Source organism: Pseudonocardia sediminis (assembly GCF_004217185.1).
In the GTDB taxonomy this organism is placed as follows: Bacteria; Actinomycetota; Actinomycetes; order Mycobacteriales; family Pseudonocardiaceae; genus Pseudonocardia; species Pseudonocardia sediminis.
The window spans coordinates 4,915,084-4,935,239 of sequence record NZ_SHKL01000001.1 but is presented as its reverse complement, the minus strand read 5'-3'; the positions used below and the strand labels follow the sequence as shown (position 1 = coordinate 4,935,239).

The following is a 20,156-nucleotide window of genomic DNA, read 5'->3' as shown; positions in this document are numbered from 1 at the left end:
GGTGACGGGGCTGGTGTGGCGACGGTTGCTCCCGCTGCCGCCGGCGCTGCTCGTCGCGTCCGTGCTGGTGTTCGCGCTGCCCCGGCTGACCGGGGTGGACGTGACGCGGGCGGTGCTGCGGGCGCGGGTGTCGGCCGACGTGCCGGACGCCGCGACGCAGGCCCGGGTGGCGGCCGAGTTCGGCCTCGACGCGAGCGCGACCGTGCAGTACCTGCGCTGGCTGGGCGCCGCGCTGCGCGGTGACCTGGGCCTGGGCTTCGTCAGCCGGGAGCCGGTGCTCGGGCAGGTCGGCGACGCGCTGGCGGTGTCCGGACTGCTGACCGCGCTCGCGCTCGGGCTGGCCGTGCTCGTCGGCGTCCCGGCCGGGGTGGTCGCGGCGGACCGGCCGGGCGGGCTGCTCGACCGGGCCGTCGGGGTGCTCGGGGTGGCCGGGGTCGCGGTGCCGGAGTTCGTGCTGGCACCGTGGCTGATCCTGGTGTTCGCGGTCGGCGCCGGTGCGCTGCCCGCGCTGGGCTGGGGCGGGCCGCAGCACGTCGTCCTGCCGGTGCTGACGCTCGCGGTGTACCCGGCGGCGCTGGCCGCGCAGCTGGTGCGCGCCGAGACCGCCGACGTGCTCACCCGGCCGCACGTCCCGGTCGCGCGGTCCAAGGGGCTGACCGCGCGCCGGGTGCTGTGGCGCCACGGCGCGCGCCTGGCGACGACGTCGGTGACGTCGCTGTCGGGCATGTTCGTCGCCGGGCTGCTGGGCGGGTCGGTGGTGGTCGAGGTCGTCTTCGGCGTCCCCGGCCTGGGGCGCCTGCTCTACGACGCCGTGCTCGCCCAGGACCTGCCGGTGATCCAGGCCGGGACGCTCGCGCTCGTCGCCGTCGCCCTCGCGGCCGGTGTCCTCGTGGAGCTGGCCGGGCTGGCCGCGGACCCGGTGGCGCGCTCGCGGGAGACGGCGTCGTGACGCGCTGGTGGGCCGTCGCCGCCGCACTGGTCGCGGCGGTGGTGGTGGTCGTGCCGCTGACCGGCGACCCGGACGCCCCCGACTTCGCCGCGATCCTCGCCGGACCGTCGCCCGCGCACCCGCTGGGCACCGACCAGCTCGGCCGCGACCTGCTGCTGCGCCTGCTGGCGGGCGCGCAGCTGACGCTCGGGATCAGCGTGGTGACGGTGCTGGTGACCGGCGCCGTCGGGATCGCGGCGGGCATGGTGGCCGGCTACCGGGGCGGGCCCGGCGCGCGGGTCCTGCTGCGCACCGTCGACGTCCTCGCCGCCCTGCCGGCCGTCCTGTTCGGACTGCTCGCGGCCGCGGTCCTCGGACCGGGGATCGGCTCGCTGCTCGTCGCGGTCTGGCTCGTCGGGTGGACGCCGTTCGCGCGCCAGGCCTACCAGCTCACCGTCGCCGAACGGGGTCGCGACTACGTCGAGGGCGCCGTCGCGCTGGGGGCGGACCCGATCCGCGTGCTGACCCGCCACGTCGCGCGCAACCTCGCCCCGCCGCTGCTCGCGCACGCGTGCGTCCGGTTCGCCGCGACGCTGCTGACGGTGTCCGGGTTGTCGTTCCTCGGCCTCGGGGTGGCGCCGCCGACGGCGGAGTGGGGCGCGATGGTCGCCGAGGGCCGTGAGTACCTGTTCGTCGCCCCGCACGTGGTGCTCGTACCGTCGGTCGCGGTGGTCGCGGTCGCGGTGCTGGTCACCGTGGCCGGGCGGCGGATCGTCACATCCGATCGGACACGGAGGTAGATGGTGGATCCCACGATCCGGGGCGACGGCTACGTCCTCGCCCCCGCGGCGTTCGACGGGGCCGAGGTGGCCGAGCTGCGATCCGGGCTGGAGGCGGCGGTCGAACGGGCCGTCGCGCTGACCGGCGACGTCACCGAGGCGTCGACGAGCGACCTCGGGCACCGCATCCAGACGGTGCACGACGGCGGCACGCCGACGTCGGTGCACTGGGAGCCCGGCACCGGGGTGCCGACGGTGCGCAACCTGCGCCCGGTCACCCACCTCGACGCGCGCCTGGAGCGGTACTGGAGCGACCCGCGGCTGACCGGGCCCGCCGCCGACCTGCTCGGCGTCGACGGCGTCGCGCCGCTGACCTCGAAGATCAGCGTCAAGCGGGCGCGGGTCGGCTCGGAGTACATCTGGCACCAGGACCACTCGTTCCTGTCCCGGTTCCTCGGCGGCCGCGCCGCGTCGGAGGTGGTGACCGCGATGGTGTTCCTCGACGACGCCGACGCGGGCAACGGCGCGCTGTCGCTGGTGCCCGGCAGCCACCGCGACGGGCCGCGCCCGGACGACGAGCCCCCGCGCGCCCACGACGCGGACCCGGTGACGGTGACCGCACCGGCGGGCTCGGTCGTGGTGTTCCCGACGCTGATGCTGCACAGCTCGCGGGCCAACCGTTCCGATCGGGACCGCCGCGCCCTGCTCTACCTGTTCCAGCCCGCCGGGCGCCCGCCGCTCGACGAGTCCACCCGGGCCTGAGGCGCGACCGCGCGGCCGTCGTGCAGGTGCACGACGCGGTCGGCGGCGCGCAGGACGTCGAGGTCGTGGCTGACGAGGACGACGACGGTCCCGTGCTCGCGGCGGTGCCGGTCCAGCTCGGTGAGCAGCGTGTCCCGGTGGCGCGTGTCCAGCGCCGACGTCGGCTCGTCGCAGACCAGCACGCCGGGCCGGGCCAGCAGCGCCCGGGCGACCCCCGCACGCTGCAGCTGACCGCCGGACAGCGTGCCCGGCCGGCGTGCCGCGACCGCCGCGGTGACGCCGAGGCGCTCCAGCACCGCCCGGGCCTCGGCGCGGGCGTCGGCGGGGGAGAGCCCGCGCAGCAGGACCGCGGGCCGGGCCACCTGCTCGTCGACCGCCCGGTGCTCCAGGAACGCCGGACGCGCGTCCTGGTGCACGTACTGCACGGCCCGTCGCTGCGCGCGGTCCCGGCCGGCGAGCGCCGCGGGCAGCCGTGCGCCGTCGACGGCGACGGTGCCGGTGACCGGGGTGACGAGCCCGGCCACGGCGCGCGCGAGCGTCGTCTTCCCCGCACCGGACGGCCCGGCGACGGCGACGCAGGTCCCGGGCCCGGCGCGCAGGTCCACCCCGTCGAGCAGGACGGCGCCGCCGGGGGCGACGACCCGCAGGCCGAGCGCCTCGAGCCCGTCACCGGAGGCGGGCCCGGCCGCGGCCGACGGGCGCTCGGGGTGGTCGGGGCCCAGGACGTCCTCGACGGAGCCGTGGCGCACGACCCGGCCGTCCGCCAGCGCCACGGCCCGGTCGGCGAGACGCCGGGCGACCGACCGGTCGTGGGTGAGCAGGACGAGCGCGGTCCCGGCACGGGCCAGGTCCGCGAGGTGGCCGAGGACCTCGTCGGTGGTCCCCGGGTCCAGCCCGGTGGTCGGTTCGTCGAGGACGATCACGTCGGGTGCGGTGACCAGGGTCTGCGCCAGGGCCATCCGCTGCTGCTGGCCGCCGGAGAGCTGGTGCGGGAACCGCTGCCCCAGACCGGGTGCGAGCCCGGCCCGGGTCAGCGCGGTCGCCACCGCGGCGGCGCGTGCGGCCCGGTCGCCGGGATGGACGAGCGCGGCGAGCTCGTCGAGGACCCGCCCGACGCGCCGGACCGGGTCCAGCACCGTCCCGGGGTGCTGCGGCAGGTGCCCCACCCGGCCGGCCCGCCGGCGTCGCCCGGCACCGAGGAGGTCGGCGCCGGCGACCCGCACCCGTCCGGTCAGCACGACGCCGGGTGCGGCCTCACCGAGGACGGCCAGGCCGAGCGTGCTCTTCCCGGCCCCGGACGGGCCGAGCACGGCCAGCACCCGGCCGGGGCCGAGCGTCACGTCGATCCCGTCGAGCAGGACGGCGTCCCCGGCCCGGGCGGTCAGGCCGTCGATCTCCAGGACGCTCACGCCGTCGCCCCCGTACGGTCGCAGAGCTGGTCCACGAGCAGGTTGACCCCGGCCGCGAGCGAGACGAGCAGCCCCGCCGGGACCAGCAGCGTCGCCGGGGCGAGGAACAGCGACGACGTGTTCTGCTCGATCACCACCGCCCAGTCCGAGGAGTCCGGCCCGAGCCCGATGCCGAGGAAGTTCGCCCCCGCCAGGAGCGTCAGGACCAGCACGAACCGGGTCCCGGCGTCGACCAGCACCGGTCCGGTGACGAACCGGGCCGTCTCCAGCAGGTGGACCCGCCACCACGGCTCGCCGTTCATCGTCATCGTCTCCAGCGCGACCCGGCGGGCCGGCGCGGACGCCGCGCTGCGCACCAGCCGTACGACGGCCGGCAGCTGCACGACCGCGGCCGCGAGCAGCAGCCACACCACGCCGCGACGGTCGGTGGCCGCGAGCACGAGCAGGATCAGCAGTGACGGCAGCACCAGCAGCACGTCGAGCACCCGCAGCACGGCCGCGGCCGCGCGACGGCGGGTGGTCGCGGCGAGCGCGAGCCCCAGCGGCGTCCCCACGGCGTAGGCGACGGCGAGCGCGCCGGCGGTGAGCAGCACGACGGAGGTGCCTCCGGTCAGCGCGAGCGCGAGCACGTCGCGGCCCAGCGCGTCGGTGCCGAGCATGCCGCCGTCGCCGGGGGGCAGCAGCGCGGAGGCGCCCGGCGGGGCGGCGATGCCGAGCACGGCGACCAGCGCCGGCCCGGCCAGCGCCGCGAGCAGCGGCACACCGGTCAGCACCACGGCGACCACCAGGACGACGGTGGACGCGCGGGACGGAGCGACAGCCGTGGTCACGGGGCGTCCTCCCGCACCGGGACCAGGCGGGCCGAGACGACGTCGAGGACGAGGTTCACCAGGATCGTCGTCGCGGCGAAGAGCAGTGCGTAGCCCTGCACCAGCGGCAGGTCGCGGGCCTGGACGGCGTCGACGAAGCCCGCCCCGACCCCGGGCAGCGCGAACAGGGCCTCCACCACGACCACCCCGCCGAGCAGTCCGTCGACGATCCGGGCCAGCTGCTGCAGTGACGGCAGCGCGCCGCCGGGCAGGACGTGGCGCAGCAGCACCACCCGCTCGGGCAGGCCGAGGCGGCGCAGGTGCGTCACGTGCGGGGCTCGGTCGGTCTCGACGACGCCGAGGCGGATCTGGCGGGCGAGGCGCCCGAGCTGGTTCGCGGCCAGGACGAGCACCGGCAGCACCAGGACGCCCGGGCTCAGCAGGCTCCCGCCGCCCGCCGTGGCCGGCAGCCAGCCCAGCTGCAACGAGAACAGCGCGACCAGCACCAGGCCGAGCGCGAACTCCGGCACGGCCTGCAGCGCGGAGACGGTCCCGGTCAGCGCGCGGTCGGTGCCCGAACCGGGCCGCCGTCCGGCGATCACGCCGAGCGCCACGGCCGCCGGGACCAGCAGGGCGAGCGCGAGCCCGCCCAGCAGCACGGTGCCGCCCAGTCGTGCGGCCAGCTCCCCGGCGACCGGCTGCCCGGTGACCAGCGACCGTCCCAGGTCGCCGGTCAGGAGCCCGCCGGCCCAGTCGAGGAACCGCTCGGTCGCCGGGCGGTCCAGGCCCAGCTCGGTCCGCAGCACGGTGACCTGGTCGTCGGTCGCATCCGGTCCGAGCACGACGTCGGCGGTGTCGCCGGGCAGCAGCGTCGTCAGCGCGAACACGATCACCGAGACGGCGGCGAACTGGGCCAGGGCCACCGCCACCCGGCGGGCGAGGAGACGGGCGGACCCGGGGCGACGGTCCGGCGCGGCGGTCGCAATGACCGGGAGGCCGGTCACCCGAGGCGTGCCTTGTCGAACCGCGCCCAGGCATGGCTGTTCGGACGGGCGTTCTCGACGCCGGAGAGCTCCGCGGCGATGCCGACGTTCCAGTTGCTCGTGCCCCAGACGAGGTTGCCGGAGTCGGCGCGGACCAGCTGCTGGGCCCGGACGAGCGCGGCGGTGCGGGCCTGCTCGTCCCGGGCGGCGGTCGCCGCGGCGTAGAGGCGGTCCACCTCCGGGTTCCGGTAGCCGGTGTAGTCGTTGCTCGTCGACGTGGTCAGCCGGCGGCGCCCGATGTAGTCCGGGATCGGCAGCGTGCCGGTGCGGCTGAACGCGGCGACGCCGCTGCGCCGGATCTCGGAGAAGTAGGTCTTCGAGTCCAGCACCCGCGGTGCCGCCGCCAGCCCGATCTCGCCGAGCTGCGCGGCGATGAGCGTGGCCGCGGGGGAGAAGTTCGGGTCGGTGCTGCTGGTCTGCAGCTCGACCCGGGTGCCGGTGGCACCCGCCTGCGCGACGAGGGCGCGGGCGCGGTCGACGTCACGGGCGACCCGGGGGACGTCGGCGGGGTAGTACTGCAGGCCCGGGCCGAACAGGTCGTCGCCGACCTGGCCCGACCCGAGCAGCACGACCCGGACCAGCGCCTCCCGGTCGATCCCCAGGCGGACGGCCTCCCGCAGGCGGGGGTCGGAGAACGGCGGCCGGTCGACCCGCAGGTTCAGGAACTGGCTGGTCGACTCCGGCGCGGACAGCACCCGCGCGGCGGAGTTGCCCTCGAGCTGGCGGGCGCTGGCCGGGCGCAGGTCGTGGGCGTAGGCGACCTGGCCGGACAGCAGCGCGCCCAGGCGGGCGTTCTCCTCGTCGATCGGCAGGAACTCCAGCTCGCGGCTCGCCGGAGCGCCGTCGAAGTACCCGTCGTGGGCGGCGTAGAGCGCCGGGCCGCCGGGGGTGAAGGAGACGAAGCGGAACGGCCCGGTGCCCACCGGCCGGGAGAACTCCGTGGTGCCCTGCGGCACGATCTCGGTGCCGGGAGCGCCCCAGGACAGCGGGAACAGGAAGTTCGGCGCCGAGAGCACGATCTCCAGCTCCCGGTCCGACACCGTCCGGCTCGCGGCGAAGTCGACGCCCTTGAACAGTGACGCGGCGGTCGCGGTGGTGGCCGGGTCGACGATCCGGCGGAACGTGTGGAGCACGTCCGCGCCGGTGAGCGGACGTCCGTCGTGGAAGCGTGTGTCGCGCAGCCGGATCCGCCAGCGGGTGCCGGTGGCGTCGGGCTCGTAGGACTCGGCCAGCCGCGGCGTTGCGGTCATCTCCTGCGACCAGCCGGTGAGCGTGTCGAAGCACGCCTTGGCCCGCGCCTGGTCGACGAACTGGGGCACCAGGTGCGGGTCCAGGTTCTCCGTCGACCCGCCGCCGGCAAAGGCCACCCGCAGCCGTTCGCCGCCGCCCCCGCCGGCGCCGCCGGAACAGGCCGCGAGGGGTACCGCGGCCGCGGCGGCGAGCACACCGCCCAGGACGGTGCGGCGGGACAGTGCGGGTCCCGGCCTGCCGGTGGGTCGCATCGGGGTGCCCTCCTCGGGGTCGTCAGGCGCTGGTGGATGTGCGGGGTTCGAGCAGCCCCCGCCGTTGCATCACGGCGATCACGGCGCCGCCGGCCGCACCGACGGCCAGCAGCACGGCGAACGGGAGCCAACGGGTGCTGTCGGTGCCGTGGTCGAGCAGCTCACCGATCCCGGTGTTGGTCAGGGCCACGACGGCGGCCGAGACCAGGTAGTAGAAGCCGTAGTAGGTGCCGGCCAGCGACTCGCTGCCCACGACCGGCAGCAGCGCCATCGAGAACGGGTTGGTCATCGCCATCCCCACGGTGAACACGACCGTCCCGAACAGCACCGGTACCGCGGCCAGCACCCCGGACACGGTCCACTGCCCGGGCGGGGCGGTGGCCAGGAACGGGGCGGCGATGCCGAGCGGGACGAAGCCCGCACCCATCACGACCAGGCCGACCGCCATCGACCGCCCGGCACTCCAGCGTGCCCGGCACCAGGCGGTGATCCGGACCTGGCCGACGATGCCGACGACGGTCGACACCACGAACACCGCGCTCACCGCGCCCGCGACGCCGGACACCCGCTGCGCCTCGACCGGCAGCACCAGGTAGAGCTGGTTGTAGAGCGCGAAGTACCCGGCACCGCCGAGGGCGAACACCAGGAACCGCCGGTTCGTGACGACCTCACCCCAGCTGCCCAGCACTCCGCGGTCCTGCGGCTCGATCGCCCGCGCGGGCAGCACGAACAGCTGGGCCACGGTCAGCAGCGTGAACACGATGCAGGCGACGCCGGCGACGAGCCGGAAGTCCACGGCCAGCAGCGCCGCACCGAGCAACGGCCCGACCAGCGCGCCGGCGTGGGCGAACACGTTGAACACCGAGAACACCTCGGCGCGACGGTCCCCGGCCTCGTGCATCAGGTAGGCCCGCACGGCGGGGTTGAAGAACGCCCCGGCCAGACCGGTCAGCACGGCCGCGACGATCAGGCCGGTCAGCGAGTCGACGAGGGTGAACAGCCCGAACGCGGCGATCCGCAGCGCGCACCCGAGAATGATCATCGGGCGGCAGCCGATCCGGTCCGCGGCCGAGCCGCCGACCAGGAACAGGCCCTGCTGGCTCAGGTTGCGCAGTGCCAGCACCAGCCCAATCGTCGCGGCCGCGTAGCCGAGGCTCCCCATGTAAGTGGCCAGGAACGGCAGCACCAGGTAGAAGCCCAGGTTGATGCCGAACTGGTTGACGACCAGCAGCCGGCTCGGTGCCGAGAGCATGCCGAACGAGCGCAGCATCAGGCGGCCTCCTTCCCGCAGACCCGGCAGGGTCCGGTCCGTGCGGGGTCGTGACGGGCGCTGTCGTGACGGGCGCTGTCGTGACGAGTGCCGGCGTGACGGGTGCCGGCGTGACGCGCCCGGCAGGGGTCGGCGACGCTGCGGCACCGGGTCCAGCCGGCCGGCACCCGACGGGGTGGCGACGCGACGTCCACCGGGGCCGTCGCGGGTGCGGCGAACAGCCCGTGCCGGTCGCAGAACGCGTCGTCGAAGATCGTGGACGCGTAGCGCTCCGGTCCGTCCGGGAAGACGGTCAGGACGCGGTCGTCGCCGCGGGTGCGGGCGACGTGGGCCGAGACCAGGGCGACCGCGCCGGTGCTCCACCCGCCGGTGACGAACGTGTGCCGGGCCAGGGCGCGGCAGGCCTGCGCCGCCTCGGCCGGGCCGACCCAGTGCACCTCGTCGAACACGGCGTAGTCGACGTTGTCGGGATGGATGCTCGAGCCGAGCCCGCGCATCACCCGGGGGCCGGGGTCGGGCCCGAACACCGAGGAGTTCGGCGCGTCCACGCCGACGACGCGCAGGTCCGGCCAGCGCCGTCGCAGCCCGGCGGCGAGCCCCGCGGAGTGCCCGCCGGTACCGACGCTGCAGACCAGCACCCGCGGCGTGCCGGGGCCGGAGGCGCACTGCCCGGCCAGCTCGGCGACCATCGGGGCGTAGCCGGCGGGGTTGTCCGGGTTGGAGTACTGGTCGGGCCAGTAGGCGCCCGGCTCGGTCGCGAGCACCCGGGCGACCCGGTCCAGGCGGGCCTGCTGCCACCCGCCGGTAGGGTGCGGGGTCTCGACGATCTCCAGCCGCACGCCGCGGGCGCGCAGCAGCGTGCGGGTGGGCCCGTCGAGCTCGCGGTCGGCGACGACGACGAGCGGGTGCCTGAGTGCGGTGCACGCCAGCGCCAGGCCGAGCCCGAGCGAGCCGCTGGTGGACTCCACCACCGGAGCGCCCGGAGCGAGGTCGCCGCGGCGGCGGGCGGCATCCAGCACGGACAGCGCGGCCCGGGCCTTCATCCCGGCCGGGCCGAGGCCCTCCAGCTTCGCCCAGAAGCCGGGGTGGGCGCCGGCGAGCGGACCCGTCACGCGCAGCAGCGGGGTGGCGCCGACGAGGTCGCGCGGCGAGGCGCAGACGCGGCCGTCGCGTGCCTCGTCCCCGGCGTCCGGGTCGGTGGCGAGCACGGTCATGCGCTCACCCGCTCCGTCGCGCCGGCTCGGCCCGGGCCGTAGGTCCAGATCGTTCCCGCGTCGCCGGTGAGCCAGAAGTACGGGAACGGCTCCGCGGACAGCGCGGCGAGCTCGTCGCGCAGCAGGTGGGCGAACACCGCGCTGCCGGTCTGGGCGAACACCGACGGGGCGATCCCGCGCGCCCGGCACCGGTCGCGCAGCTCCGGCCAGGTGCCGTTGGCCAGCACCATCCCGGTGGCCAGGACCGCATCCGCGGAGTCGACGGCGCGGGCCGTGTCGGTCAGGACCGGCTCGCCCCACTCGGTCTCCCCGCCGGCGAGGTCGCAGGGCACCGGCTGCAGGCCCCGTGCCCGCAGGGCCTCCAGCAGCGAGTTCACCACCCCGATCACCGCGACGCGGGAGCTCGGCGCGGCGTCGACGAGCCCGGCCACCGTGCGGGCGCGGCACCGCGACCGGGTCACCGTGTCGCCGGGGGGCAGGACGACCGCGCGGGCGGCCGGGTCCGTGCCGTGCGGTGCGCGGTCGAGCAGGAACGCGTCCAGCGCTGCGAGCCGCACGGCGGGGTCCGGGTGCTCCAGCAGGTCGGCGACCGACGTCCCGACGATCTCCTCGACCAGCCGGGGCGTCTCGGCGCCGGTGAGCGTGCCCGGTGCGACCGCCGCCGTCCCGGTACCGGAACCGACGCGGACGCACAGGACGGTGTTGGCGTAGCCGGTGGACCGTCCCGCGTGGCGCACGCCCTGGGTCACCACGAAGACCATCGACGCGGTGGCCGACCGGAGCTCGCCGGTGAACCGTTCCCGCCCGGCCTCGAGCCAGTCCCGCACCGCTCCTCCTCACCACGACATCTGCCGACCCGCTCAGATGAACACACTTTCGGCACAATGATCAAGCTCCGCAGGTCGGGAACCCTCGGGTCGTCGTGGCCGACCGCGCGAGCACGTGACCTGCGCCTCGACGCGACCGGCCGTGGTGCTGCCGGAGCCGTCCTGCGTCTAGCCTGGTCGACGATGTGCATCACACATGAACAGGCGTGCAGGTGACGGGCGGGGCGGCCGGTGGGGCGGTCCCGCGCGTGACGGCCTGCCGGGGCTGTTGCTGCGGGACGGCGCGCAAGCACCCCGGCGTCGACCACGACCGGCTGCTCGACCGTCTGGTCGACGAGGTCGGCGACCGCGGCCTGGTCCGGACGACCGACTGCCTCGGTCCCTGCGCCGAGTCGAACGTCGTGATCGTGACCCCGTCGCCGGACGCGCGCCGCCGGGGCGCGCGTCCGGTCTGGGTCCGGGCGGTCCTGGACGAGGTCACCGTCCGCGGGATCGGTGAATGGGTACGCGACGGCGGACCGGGCGCGGCGGAGATACCGCTCGAGCTGGCCGGACGCGTCTTCCCGCGCCCGGGCGGCTGAGAACGGCCGCGCGGGCGGCGGAGGACGCCGTCAGTCCATCTTCACCTCGCCCATCGGCGACCAGCCGTCGCCCGGGAGCTCCTGGTAGACGATCTTCGGGACCTCCACGACGACCGACGGCAGCCAGCCGAAGAACCACTGCGCGTGCTCCGACGCGACGTGCGCCGCGCCGGCGTCGTCGTCGGCGTAGGAGGCGAGGATCGCGAACTCGTTGGCCCGTTCCACGCTCTCGTAGCAGCTGAACGTGAGGTTGCCGGGCTCGCTCCGCACCTCGTTCGAGTAGCGGACGACACCGGCGAGCCAGTCCTCCCGCTTCTCCGGACGGATGTCGGCCCTGATCGAGACGAAGATCATTCTGTGCTCCTGGCGGTGGACGGATGGGGTGACCCGGGGCGAGACGGGTCCGTCTCAGGTCGTGGTTCCGTGGCCGTTGTGGCGTACCGGTGTGCGGCGGCGGCGATCCCGGCGACGATCTCGGACTCGGCGTCGTCACGCGGTCCGGGGACGAGCACCGCCCCGGAGCCCACCCGGATCCCGGCCAGCGGGTGCGCGACGGCCCAGCCCTTGGCCAGGGCGTCGTAGGCCAGCTCGTCGGGCAGCGCGAGGTGCAGGCTGCCGTGGGCCGCGGGGTGCAGGTGGGCGAACCCGCCCCCGGCGGGGTCCACGAACGCCGCGTCCGGGCCCGTCGCGACGGCGCGGTCGAGCCGCAGCACGACGGTGCCCCCGGCGCCGGGCGTCGCCGACACGCCCGGCAACGTGCCGAGCCGGGTCCGCAGCGTCTCCTGCAGGGTGGCGGGTGCGACGTCGGTGACCTGGTGCTGCGGGGTCCCCTCGCTCACCCGCGGCGCCCCGCCGGCACGGTCCGGGAGCCGTCCGCCGGGCACCGCCGGCCAGTCCGGCTCGTCGCCGTCGGGCAGCGGGTTCTCGCCGTGGGTGCGCAGGAAGTCCAGGCGGTCTTCGAGCCACGCGCCGAGCTGCCCGACCACCTCACCCGCCAGCTGCGCCCCTTCCGCCTGCTCGGCCAGCACCGGTGCTCCGCTCTCGACCGCCAGCCACTCGCGGGTCCGGGCCAGCAGGTGCGCCGGGGTGCGGGTGTCCGACGAGCTCTGGCCGAGGAACACCGGCATCCCGCGCAGGCCGCCGCGCACCATCGGCGGCCCCGCTTCGAACGGGAGCGCGCCGTAGAGCAGGGCGACGCCGGCGAACCGCTCCGGCGCGGCGAGCATCAGGGCACCGACGACGGTCACGCCCTCGCGGAACCCGACCAGGAGCACCGGGCGCGCGGGGTCGCCCTCGTCGTCGAGCCAGCGCAGGAACCAGTCGCAGGTGGTGCGCAGGCTCTCCGGGTCCGGAGTGCCGTCGTCGGCGTCGAGGTACCAGCGGTACCCGGCGCCGAGCTCGATCGGCGCCCGCACCGCGCCGTAGCCGACGGGGCCGTGCGGCAACCAGGGCGACATCTCGATCACCGAGTGCTCGCTGGTCCCGTTGCCGTGCAACACCGCCACCAGCGGGGCCGACGGGTGTTCGGTGCCCCAGCGGGCGACGACGGGGAGGTCCCCGACGTCGGTGGAGCGTCGGTCGTCCGCCACCCTGGCCTCCCTGCGATCGGTGCGCTGCGTGCACGATAGGGCTCCGGGGCTCGGATGCGGTCTCAGATCGAGATCCCGATCGACGGCGACGGGTCCCCTCGCTGGATGCGGGTCGAGGCGCTGATGCCGCCACTGCCGACGCTCGAGTACCACTGGGCGGTCCGGGCCGGCCACGCTTCTCGGCGAACGAATCCGGTCGAATATCAGTAGATGCGGCGTTGATCGTTGATTGTTTCCGCAGTTTCGGATGTGATGGCAACGGTCGACGAAACGCTTGTCGGCCGCAAGTCCGCTGTAATAGGTTTGCACAGGCTAGCCTAAGTTGCCCCGGCCGGCTCCGTCCACGGTGCCGATCGGGCCGACGTGAAGACATCCCACAGCCGGGAGGCACCGTGACCGTCACCGCCGACGCACGCACAGAACTGGACCGCACCCGCTTCTTCATCAACGGTGAATGGGTCGAGCCGCGGGGCACCGAGACCCACAACGCCCTGGAGGCCGCCACCGGCGAGTCGCTGGGCACCGCGGCGCTGGGCACCGACGCCGACATCGACGCCGCCGTGGGCGCCGCCCGCAACGCGCTGGACCACGGCCCGTGGAGCCGTACGACCCCGGCCGAGCGCGCCGAGGTCATGCTCCGTTTCGCCGAGGCCCTCGAGTCCCGTTCCGAGGCCACCAGCAAGCTGGTGAGCCAGGAGAACGGCATGCCGATCACGCTGTCCTCGGCGTTCAACGGCGCCGCGCCGGCGGGCCTGTTGCGCATGTACGCCGACGTCATCTCGAACACCGAGCTCGAGACCGTGCGCCCGAGCGCGCAGGGCGCGACGATCGTCCGGCGCGAGCCGGTCGGCGTCGTCGGGGCCATCACGCCGTGGAACTACCCGCAGGCGCTGGCCATGTTCAAGCTGGCCCCGGCACTGGCGGCCGGCTGCACCATGGTGCTCAAGCCGTCCCCGGAGACGGCGCTGGACACCTACGTCTTCGCCGACGCCGCCCAGGAGGCGGGCCTGCCGCCGGGCGTGCTAAACATCGTGCTCGCCGGCCGTGAGGCGGGGGCGTCGCTGGTCTCGCACCCGGGCGTCGACAAGGTCGCCTTCACCGGCTCCACCGCCGCCGGCCGGATCATCGGCGCCGAGTGCGGCCGCCTGATCCGCCGCTGCACCCTGGAGCTGGGCGGCAAGTCGGCCTCGATCGTCCTCGACGACGCCGACCTGGACACGTTCCTCGCGGCGATGCCCACCTCGTCGTTCATGAACAACGCCCAGACCTGCACCACCGCCTCCCGCATCCTCGCCTCGCGTGCCCGCTACGACGAGGTCGTCGAGGCCGTCGCGGAGTTCTCCCGCAGGCAGGTCGTCGGCAACCCGCTGGACTCGTCGACCACCCTCGGCCCGATGGCGTCGCAGACCCACCTCGAGCGGGTCATGGGCTACATCGACGTCGGCCGCAACTCCTCGGCCCGCCTGGTCACCGGCGGCGGCCGTCCCTCCGACCAGGACCGCGGCTGGTTCGTCGAGCCGACCGTCTTCGCCGACGTCGACAACAACGACCAGCTCGCCCGCGAGGAGGTCTTCGGCCCGGTGTTCGCGGTGATCCCGTTCGACTCCGACGACGACGCCGTGCGGATCGCCAACGACAGCAACTACGGCCTCGGCGGCTCGGTGTACTCCGCCGACGAGGAGCGTGCGCTGGGCGTCGCCCGCCGCGTGCGGACCGGCACGATCGGCGTCAACCGTTACGACATCGACCTCGGCGCGCCGTTCGGCGGCATGAAGGACAGCGGCATCGGCCGCGAGCTCGGACCCGAGGGCATCAACAACTACCTCGAGTACAAGTCGATCTACGCCCCCGCCAACCGGCTGGGCTGATCATCTCCTCCGGGGCGGCCCGGTTCCGGCGACGCCGGGGCCGGGCCGTTCCGACGTTCAGACGCGCGGCTCGGCGTAGTCCTCGACGACGACCTCGACCGGGGTCCCCGCGACGGCGGTGACCGGCGATGTCTGCAGCGCGGTGCGGATCTGGCGTGCGATGTCGGGCACCGGTACCGGGTAGCGGCCCACGACGTGCACCTCGACCAGGTCCGGGCGAACCCGGACCCCGGTGACCTGGCGGCCGGGCAGGTACGTGGCGACCTCGCCCCAGCGGCCCCCGTGCAGCGCGGCCACCGCCGGGCAGCCGGCGACGACGGCCGCGACGAGGTCGGCGTCGGTGACGGTCGTCAGCGGGTCGGTCGTCAGGGGGTCGGTCGTCATGACGCGCTCACCGGGCATCCGAGCCGGCGGCGCAGCGTGACGACGGTGCCGCTCTCACCCTTGTCGAGCGCGAGGTGGTCGACGGCCGCCTCGGCCATCATCAGGCCGCGTCCCCGGTGGCCGGGGTCGGCGGCGGGGGGCCGCCAGCGGCCGTTGTCGCTGACCTCGATGCAGACCTCGAAGGCTCCGCAGGGTCCGGCGCCGTCGGGCCGCCGCTCCGGGGCCGTGTGCTCGATCCGGCCACACACGGTGACCACGCCGTCTTCGTCGGCGTAGGCGTGCTCGATACCGTTGCTGACGGCCTCGTTCACCGCGAGGACGATGTCCTGCCCGATGTCGCAGGAGCTCGCGTACCCGCACACCGAGGCGAGCCACTCCGTCGTCGCCCGTCGGGAACGGGCCGCCGAGCGCGGCTCGGCGGCGAGTTCGACGTTCAACGCGGGTGCCATGGAAGCGGACTACCCGCGCGCCGTCGTCGCGAAGCGTGACGGCCGGAACTTCCGTGAAGTCAGCTCCGGACCGAGGAGTCCCACCGCCACGCACCGACCGGCCCGTGCCCGTCGAGGGGACCGCGCCCGGTCGCCCACAGCAGCGTCGCCGCGGCGTCCTCGGGGTCGGCCGGCACGTCCGGGAACAGCCTCGTCAGGACGGTGCGGCAGGTGTCCTCGGGCAGGGAGAACCCGATCCCGAGCCCGCGGGCGATGTCGTGGGTGTGCAGCAGGACCTCAACCACGCCCATCGCGGCGAACCCGCCCGGGTCGGCGACGCCGTCCGGGTGCCAGCCGCGGGCGCCCGGGTGCGCCGTGCGCACGGTGCTGGCCAGCAGTGCCCCACCGGCGTCGACGACGCGCAGCACCTCCTCCGGCCCGGCGTCGTCGGGGACGGAGACGCCGAAGGAGAGGTAGTCGGTCTCGGCCTCGGCGGCGAGCTGGGCGGAGTAGACGATCAGGTCGTCGGCGACGTGGATCGCGGTGTCGCGGCAGGACCAGGTGAGATCACCGGCCGGGGCGGACCAGTCGAGGTCGGCGTGGCCGCGCAGGGTCCGGACCATCTCGTCGGTGACGGCCTCGATGTCGTGGGCGCGCATGTCGGCATCGTCCCAGGTACGGGCCGTCGGCGGGCGGGGGATAGGTTCGACCCCGGACGCAACCGGCGAACAGGGAGTCCACACCGTGGCCAACGAGGACGAACGCATCGCACTGTTGCTCGACTACGAGAACCTGGCCATCGGGGCCCGGGACGGGCTGGGCGTGGCCCCGTTCGACTTCGGGCCGCTGGCCGACGCGCTGGCCGAGCGGGGCCGGGTCGTGGTCCGCCGCGCCTACGCCGACTGGTCCGCCTTCGACGAGGACCGCCGCCTGATGGCCCGGGCCCAGGTGGAGCTGATCGAGATCCCGCAGCGGATCGGCGGGTCGCGCAAGAACGCCGCCGACATCAAGCTGGCCGTCGACGCGATCGAGCTGGCCTACGAGCGCGGGTTCGTCACCACGTTCGCGATCGGTACCGGCGACTCCGACTTCACCCCGCTCATGCACAAGCTGCGTGAGCTGGACAAGCGCGTGATCGGGATCGGGGTGCAGGACTCGACGTCGGCGCTGCTGCCCCCGGCGTGCGACGAGTTCCTGTTCTACGACCGCCTGCCCGGTGTGGAGCCGACGATCGAGCCGCGCCCGCGCAACCGACGCCGCGGTGCCGCGAAGCCCGCACCCGCGACCACGACGCCCGCCGTACCCTCCGGCCAGGGGGCCCCGCCCGCGACGCCGGAGCCGGTCGCCGCCCCGGCGCCGGTCGAGGACCCGGTGGACGAGCCGGTCGTCGCGAACAGCGAGGAGCGCGACGTCGCCGCACTCGTCGGCAGTACGCTGACCGGCCTGCTGCGGCACTCCGACGGACCGGTGCTGGCGTCCCGGCTCAAGCGGGCGATCCTGCGCAAGGACCCCACGTTCGACGAGTCCGACCACGGCTTCCGGGGATTCGGCGAGCTGCTGCGCCACCTGGACAACCAGGGCGTGCTGATCCTGACCTCCGGCTCCGCGCAGGGCGACCCGGAGGTCGGGTTCCCGGAGGACTCCCCGGCCGACGCGGACGCGTTCGCGCTGCTGGTCGACGTCGTCCGCGAGCTCGCCGCGTCCGGTGCCTCACCGCAGCTGAGCCGGCTGAAGAACCAGCTCCGCAAGCGGATGCCGGACTTCGACGAGAAGCGCTTCGGCTTCGGCAGCTTCCTGTCCTTCGCCAAGGCCGCCCGCGCCCGCGATCTGCTGTCGATGGAGTGGAACGACGACGCGGGCGACTACCTCCTGCGCCTGCCCGGCTGAGCCGGACGCCCACGGCCCCGCACGCCCCGCACACGCCTCGGGCCCGCCCGGCAGATGCCGGACGGGCCCGTGACGTGGGTGGATCAGCGCTTGCCGGCGGCCTTGCGGGTGCCGACCTGCAGCAGCTTCCCGGTGCGCGAGACGACGGCGCCGGAGACGCCGAACGCGGTCGCGACGGTGCCGGCCACGACCCGGCCCGCGACGCGGATCGGGTTCAGCGGACGGACCGCGCGGGTCAGGCGCTCGACGGCCTCGTCGACCTGCTCGGCGGCGCGCTCGCTGCTCAGGTGCACGCGCTCGGCGATCCGGACCCCGGTGGAGTCCAGCTCGTTCTCGACGTTCGAGGAGACCGCGTTCGCGCGGTCCGCAGCGGAGACCGCCTGCTCGGCACCCTCGCGGGCGGTCTGGGCGACGGTCTCGGCGGAGCGGCGCCCGGAGGCGGCGGCCTCGCCGGCGACCTGACGACCGGTGCGCGCGGCCTGGCCGGCGAGCTGGTCGCCGGTACGGCGCGCGGCGTCCGCGGCGGCCTTGCCCGCCTCCACGGTGTCCTTGGAGCCGTTACGGGCCTTCTTGGCCTCGGCGGCGACCTTGTCCGCGCCGGCCTCGGCGGTCGCGGCGGCGGACTTCGCGCCGGTGCGGGTCTCGCTCGCGACCTTCTTGCCGGTCGTGGCGGTGTCCTTCGCGACGGCGTCGGCGGTCTTCGCGGTCTTGTCCGCGGCGGCGCCGGTCTTCTCTGCGGCCCCGTTCGCGGTGGCGCTCGCGGTCGCCCGCACGGCGGTCTCGGTGGTGTTGTCGGCGTCGGCCGCGATGGCGCGGGTCTCGCGGACGTTGCCGTCGGCGCCGTGCACGACCAGGTTGCCGCCGCCGTCGTTGGCGATGATCTCGACCGCCCGCGTCACGGCCTCGGCCTGGGTCGCGACCTTCGCGCTCGCGCGCTGGGCCTTCTCCTTCTCCACGTGCCAGCCGCCTTCGGCCGGAACGACATGACGATCCGCCATGGGGTCCTCCTGTCTCGTCGTCGTGCGTTCTCAGAGGCCGGCCGGACGGGAGCCCGTCGCATCCACAGTCGACTGCGGAACGACGGGAGACGGCGTGTGGGCCGTGCAGTGCACCCGGGGTCCGACCACGCCTTCTACTGCCTCGAGGGTGCCCGAAGATCGCTAAACCGAAACGCCGGAAATGGGGCGAACGGGTTACGACCGGGTCACATGTGGGCAGGAACACCCCCGTGCGGACCTGCGGAGACGGGCCTCGCGGCCGTTCAGCCGCCGACGGCGGCGGCCAGCCGGTCCAGGGTGTCGAGCAGCTGCGCCTCGGACACGCGCGGCATCCGCGCGACGATCTCCGGGGCGGTCACCGCGCTCCAGTCGTAGACCTGCGTGACGGTGGTGGTGCCGTCGCCGTTCTCGCTCAGCTCGTAGGTGTAGGTCTGGCCGCGCGGGCCGTGACCGCCCATCTCCGGAGCGGACTCGGGGGCCCGGTCCATGCGGGGCTGCCAGCCGATCAGCCGGTCGCGCTCGAAGGCGACGATCTTGTTCGCCATCCGGTAGTCACCGAGCGCGTCCTGGTGCATGTCCATGAAGAACTCGTCGCCCACACCGGTCATCGGGCCGGTGCCGCCGGCCACCCCGCGCAGCATCCCGGAGCCGTCGATCTCGGTGTGCCGGGACGGGTCGGACAGCAGGTCGAAGATCCGCCGGGCCGGTGCCTCGACGCTCCGGCTCACCCGTAGCTGCGTCGCGCTCATGCTCTCTCCTGGGTCGATCACCGTGGACGCGTGCAGGCTGCCGCATCCGTGGTGATGCGGCAGCCCGGGATCACGCGGACGGTGGTCGCTCAGCCGAGCAGACCGCGGATCTCGCCCCGTCGTGCCCAGGCGATGACGCCGACGATCACGCCGATGACGATCGGGGTCAGCACCAGCAGTCCGCCGTGCAGCACGAACGCCTGGGTGAACGCGGCGCCGATCATCAGCCCGACCAGCCCGAGCGCGGCCGCCCCGGCGGAGCGGCGAATGAGCAGGCCGACGCCGCCGAGCAGCTCCAGGACGCCGACGAGGTAGCGGAACCACTGTCCGATGCCGATCTGGGTGAAGATCTCCACCGCGCTCGTCTCGCCGAACAGCTTCGGCCCGGCCGAGGCGACGATCAGGAACAGCCCGAGAAGGATCTGCGCCGTCCACAGTGCGCGGGTCGCGGTGGTCGAGCGGGCGGGGCGGGTGGTGGTGACGGACATGGCTTCCTCCGGCGGGCTGGCGGACCGCTGCGGGCGTGCCGCGGTCGTTGTCCACTACGACCGGTGTCTCGTCCCGAACTCGTCGTCCGCCACCACCCGGCCTCGGGATTCACCCGCTCGGAGCAGCCCCGCGGCCGGTCCATCGGCCGAGCGACGCGCCATCGCCGTCGAACTGCTCGGCGGCAGCCATCGTGCGTCGCTCGATGGTCGGGGAAGGCCCGCACGGGATCCGGCGGGGCACGAGGGACGCGCCGTCGCTGTGGAGCCGCTCGGCGGCAGCCACTGTGCGTCGCTCGATGGTCGGGGAGGCCCTACACAGCGGTCCAGCGGAGTACCCGAGCGTCACGTCGTGGTCGGCTCGATCGCCATGTTGTGGCGCTCGACATGCCCCGGCGTCGGCTCGACCCGGTGAGCGTCACGAAACGGTCGTGGCGACCGCCGGTATGTGACGCTCGATGCGGCGCGCCGGCCCGGCACGCCGCACCTGCCGGCGCGCGCCCAGCCTGCCGCCGCCGCGAGCCTGTCGACTCGCGCCGCCGCGCGCCGAACACGGCGACACGCGCGCCGAACATGTTGATGCGCGCCGGGCCGCGGTCGCGGCGGCGAGCCGAGCGCGCGTCGGCAGACCGACTGCGCGGTGG

The 20,156-nt window shown here is 74.9% G+C and carries 21 protein-coding genes; 6 read left to right on the top strand and 15 right to left on the bottom strand.

Features of this window, described 5'->3' with window-relative positions; translation table 11 throughout:
- The first annotated feature begins 1 nt into the window (after window position 1).
- The 3 genes from EV383_RS23115 to EV383_RS23105 are packed head-to-tail and all read left to right on the top strand — an operon-like array spanning window position 2 to window position 2,469.
- A complete protein-coding gene (locus EV383_RS23115) occupies window positions 2-949 on the top strand; it encodes an ABC transporter permease (protein WP_130291874.1) in 948 nt (315 codons plus the stop codon).
- Window positions 946-1,728 (top strand): ABC transporter permease, encoded by a 783-nt coding sequence (locus tag EV383_RS23110; RefSeq protein WP_130291873.1) that lies wholly within the window; start codon window positions 946-948, stop codon window positions 1,726-1,728. Before EV383_RS23115 ends, EV383_RS23110 begins: the two co-directional genes overlap by 4 nt.
- The gene (locus EV383_RS23105; RefSeq protein WP_130291872.1) at window positions 1,729-2,469 is read left to right on the top strand and encodes a phytanoyl-CoA dioxygenase family protein; all 741 of its coding nucleotides are present in this window, start codon (window positions 1,729-1,731) and stop codon (window positions 2,467-2,469) included. It abuts the gene before it with no gap.
- On the opposite strand, the gene EV383_RS23100 is transcribed toward EV383_RS23105, so the two are convergent.
- Genes EV383_RS23100 through EV383_RS23070 form a run of 7 tightly spaced genes read right to left on the bottom strand, consistent with a single transcriptional unit; the run spans window position 2,415 to window position 10,543 of the window.
- Window positions 2,415-3,878, bottom strand: a complete 1,464-nt coding sequence (locus EV383_RS23100; protein WP_130291871.1) for an ABC transporter ATP-binding protein — start codon at window positions 3,876-3,878, stop codon at window positions 2,415-2,417. The two genes, EV383_RS23105 and EV383_RS23100, sit on opposite strands and share 55 nt — an antisense overlap.
- Window positions 3,875-4,708, bottom strand: a complete 834-nt coding sequence (locus tag EV383_RS23095) for an ABC transporter permease subunit (RefSeq protein ID WP_242623262.1) — start codon at window positions 4,706-4,708, stop codon at window positions 3,875-3,877. Before EV383_RS23095 ends, EV383_RS23100 begins: the two co-directional genes overlap by 4 nt.
- On the bottom strand, window positions 4,705-5,691 hold the full coding sequence (locus tag EV383_RS23090) for an ABC transporter permease (protein WP_242623261.1): 987 nt from the start codon (window positions 5,689-5,691) through the stop codon (window positions 4,705-4,707). Before EV383_RS23090 ends, EV383_RS23095 begins: the two co-directional genes overlap by 4 nt.
- Entirely contained in the window at window positions 5,688-7,232 is a 1,545-nt protein-coding gene (locus EV383_RS23085) for an ABC transporter substrate-binding protein (RefSeq protein ID WP_130291870.1), read from the bottom strand. Before EV383_RS23085 ends, EV383_RS23090 begins: the two co-directional genes overlap by 4 nt.
- 22 nt (window positions 7,233-7,254) lie before the next feature.
- Complete coding sequence (locus EV383_RS23080; protein WP_207223632.1) at window positions 7,255-8,502, bottom strand: MFS transporter; 1,248 nt, start codon at window positions 8,500-8,502, stop codon at window positions 7,255-7,257.
- Window positions 8,502-9,716, bottom strand: coding sequence for a PLP-dependent cysteine synthase family protein (locus EV383_RS23075; protein ID WP_130291869.1), 1,215 nt, complete (start codon window positions 9,714-9,716; stop codon window positions 8,502-8,504). Before EV383_RS23075 ends, EV383_RS23080 begins: the two co-directional genes overlap by 1 nt.
- Window positions 9,713-10,543 (bottom strand): Rossmann-like domain-containing protein, encoded by an 831-nt coding sequence (locus EV383_RS23070; RefSeq protein ID WP_130291868.1) that lies wholly within the window; start codon window positions 10,541-10,543, stop codon window positions 9,713-9,715. Before EV383_RS23070 ends, EV383_RS23075 begins: the two co-directional genes overlap by 4 nt.
- A gap of 206 nt (window positions 10,544-10,749) precedes the next feature.
- Here EV383_RS23070 and EV383_RS23065 point away from each other — a divergent pair, with 206 nt between their 5' ends.
- Window positions 10,750-11,124, top strand: coding sequence for a hypothetical protein (locus EV383_RS23065; RefSeq protein ID WP_242623260.1), 375 nt, complete (start codon window positions 10,750-10,752; stop codon window positions 11,122-11,124).
- Window positions 11,125-11,154: 30 nt separating this feature from the next.
- Here the strand turns inward: EV383_RS23065 and EV383_RS23060 are convergent, their stop codons facing one another.
- Complete coding sequence (locus EV383_RS23060; RefSeq protein ID WP_130291867.1) at window positions 11,155-11,478, bottom strand: putative quinol monooxygenase; 324 nt, start codon at window positions 11,476-11,478, stop codon at window positions 11,155-11,157.
- Window positions 11,475-12,713: a luciferase domain-containing protein gene (locus EV383_RS23055; protein ID WP_207223631.1), complete on the bottom strand. Its 1,239-nt coding sequence runs from the start codon at window positions 12,711-12,713 to the stop codon at window positions 11,475-11,477. Before EV383_RS23055 ends, EV383_RS23060 begins: the two co-directional genes overlap by 4 nt.
- Window positions 12,714-13,105: 392 nt before the next feature.
- Here EV383_RS23055 and EV383_RS23050 point away from each other — a divergent pair, with 392 nt between their 5' ends.
- Window positions 13,106-14,581 (top strand): aldehyde dehydrogenase, encoded by a 1,476-nt coding sequence (locus EV383_RS23050; protein WP_130291866.1) that lies wholly within the window; start codon window positions 13,106-13,108, stop codon window positions 14,579-14,581.
- A gap of 57 nt (window positions 14,582-14,638) precedes the next feature.
- Here EV383_RS23050 and EV383_RS23045 read toward each other — a convergent pair whose 3' ends face one another.
- Genes EV383_RS23045 through EV383_RS23035 form a run of 3 tightly spaced genes read right to left on the bottom strand, consistent with a single transcriptional unit; the run spans window position 14,639 to window position 16,052 of the window.
- Entirely contained in the window at window positions 14,639-14,965 is a 327-nt protein-coding gene (locus tag EV383_RS23045) for an Asp23/Gls24 family envelope stress response protein (protein ID WP_130291865.1), read from the bottom strand.
- On the bottom strand, window positions 14,962-15,414 hold the full coding sequence (locus tag EV383_RS23040; protein WP_130291864.1) for an ATP-binding protein: 453 nt from the start codon (window positions 15,412-15,414) through the stop codon (window positions 14,962-14,964). The genes EV383_RS23045 and EV383_RS23040 overlap by 4 nt, the downstream gene beginning before the upstream one ends.
- 59 nt (window positions 15,415-15,473) lie before the next feature.
- Window positions 15,474-16,052 carry a maleylpyruvate isomerase N-terminal domain-containing protein gene (locus EV383_RS23035; RefSeq protein ID WP_165438469.1) on the bottom strand — a complete coding sequence of 193 codons (579 nt, stop codon included), beginning with the start codon at window positions 16,050-16,052 and terminating at the stop codon, window positions 15,474-15,476.
- Between the two features lie 85 nt (window positions 16,053-16,137).
- On the opposite strand from EV383_RS23035, the gene EV383_RS23030 reads away from it, so the two are divergent.
- On the top strand, window positions 16,138-17,280 hold the full coding sequence (locus EV383_RS23030; RefSeq protein WP_242623259.1) for an NYN domain-containing protein: 1,143 nt from the start codon (window positions 16,138-16,140) through the stop codon (window positions 17,278-17,280).
- An 83-nt stretch (window positions 17,281-17,363) separates the two neighbouring features.
- Here the strand turns inward: EV383_RS23030 and EV383_RS23025 are convergent, their stop codons facing one another.
- The 3 genes from EV383_RS23025 to EV383_RS23015 all read right to left on the bottom strand — a co-directional run bounded on the left by EV383_RS23025 (window position 17,364) and on the right by EV383_RS23015 (window position 19,515).
- Window positions 17,364-18,278 (bottom strand): DUF2188 domain-containing protein, encoded by a 915-nt coding sequence (locus EV383_RS23025; protein WP_130291861.1) that lies wholly within the window; start codon window positions 18,276-18,278, stop codon window positions 17,364-17,366.
- 263 nt (window positions 18,279-18,541) lie between these two features.
- Window positions 18,542-19,027, bottom strand: coding sequence for an SRPBCC family protein (locus EV383_RS31400; RefSeq protein ID WP_165438468.1), 486 nt, complete (start codon window positions 19,025-19,027; stop codon window positions 18,542-18,544).
- Window positions 19,028-19,116: 89 nt separating this feature from the next.
- The gene (locus tag EV383_RS23015; RefSeq protein ID WP_130291859.1) at window positions 19,117-19,515 is read right to left on the bottom strand and encodes a DoxX family protein; all 399 of its coding nucleotides are present in this window, start codon (window positions 19,513-19,515) and stop codon (window positions 19,117-19,119) included.
- Between the last annotated feature and the right edge of the window lie 641 nt (window positions 19,516-20,156).

Coding starts and splice junctions, on each gene's coding strand:
- EV383_RS23105 (WP_130291872.1), top strand. CDS start 1,729: ATGGTGGATCCCACGATCCGGGGCGACGGCTACGTCCTCGCCCCCGCG.
- EV383_RS23085 (WP_130291870.1), bottom strand. CDS start 7,232: ATGCGACCCACCGGCAGGCCGGGACCCGCACTGTCCCGCCGCACCGTC.
- EV383_RS23080 (WP_207223632.1), bottom strand. CDS start 8,502: ATGCTGCGCTCGTTCGGCATGCTCTCGGCACCGAGCCGGCTGCTGGTC.
- EV383_RS23075 (WP_130291869.1), bottom strand. CDS start 9,716: ATGACCGTGCTCGCCACCGACCCGGACGCCGGGGACGAGGCACGCGAC.
- EV383_RS23060 (WP_130291867.1), bottom strand. CDS start 11,478: ATGATCTTCGTCTCGATCAGGGCCGACATCCGTCCGGAGAAGCGGGAG.
- EV383_RS23045 (WP_130291865.1), bottom strand. CDS start 14,965: ATGACGACCGACCCCCTGACGACCGACCCGCTGACGACCGTCACCGAC.
- EV383_RS23040 (WP_130291864.1), bottom strand. CDS start 15,414: ATGGCACCCGCGTTGAACGTCGAACTCGCCGCCGAGCCGCGCTCGGCG.
- EV383_RS23035 (WP_165438469.1), bottom strand. CDS start 16,052: ATGCGCGCCCACGACATCGAGGCCGTCACCGACGAGATGGTCCGGACC.
- EV383_RS23025 (WP_130291861.1), bottom strand. CDS start 18,278: ATGGCGGATCGTCATGTCGTTCCGGCCGAAGGCGGCTGGCACGTGGAG.
- EV383_RS31400 (WP_165438468.1), bottom strand. CDS start 19,027: ATGAGCGCGACGCAGCTACGGGTGAGCCGGAGCGTCGAGGCACCGGCC.
- EV383_RS23015 (WP_130291859.1), bottom strand. CDS start 19,515: ATGTCCGTCACCACCACCCGCCCCGCCCGCTCGACCACCGCGACCCGC.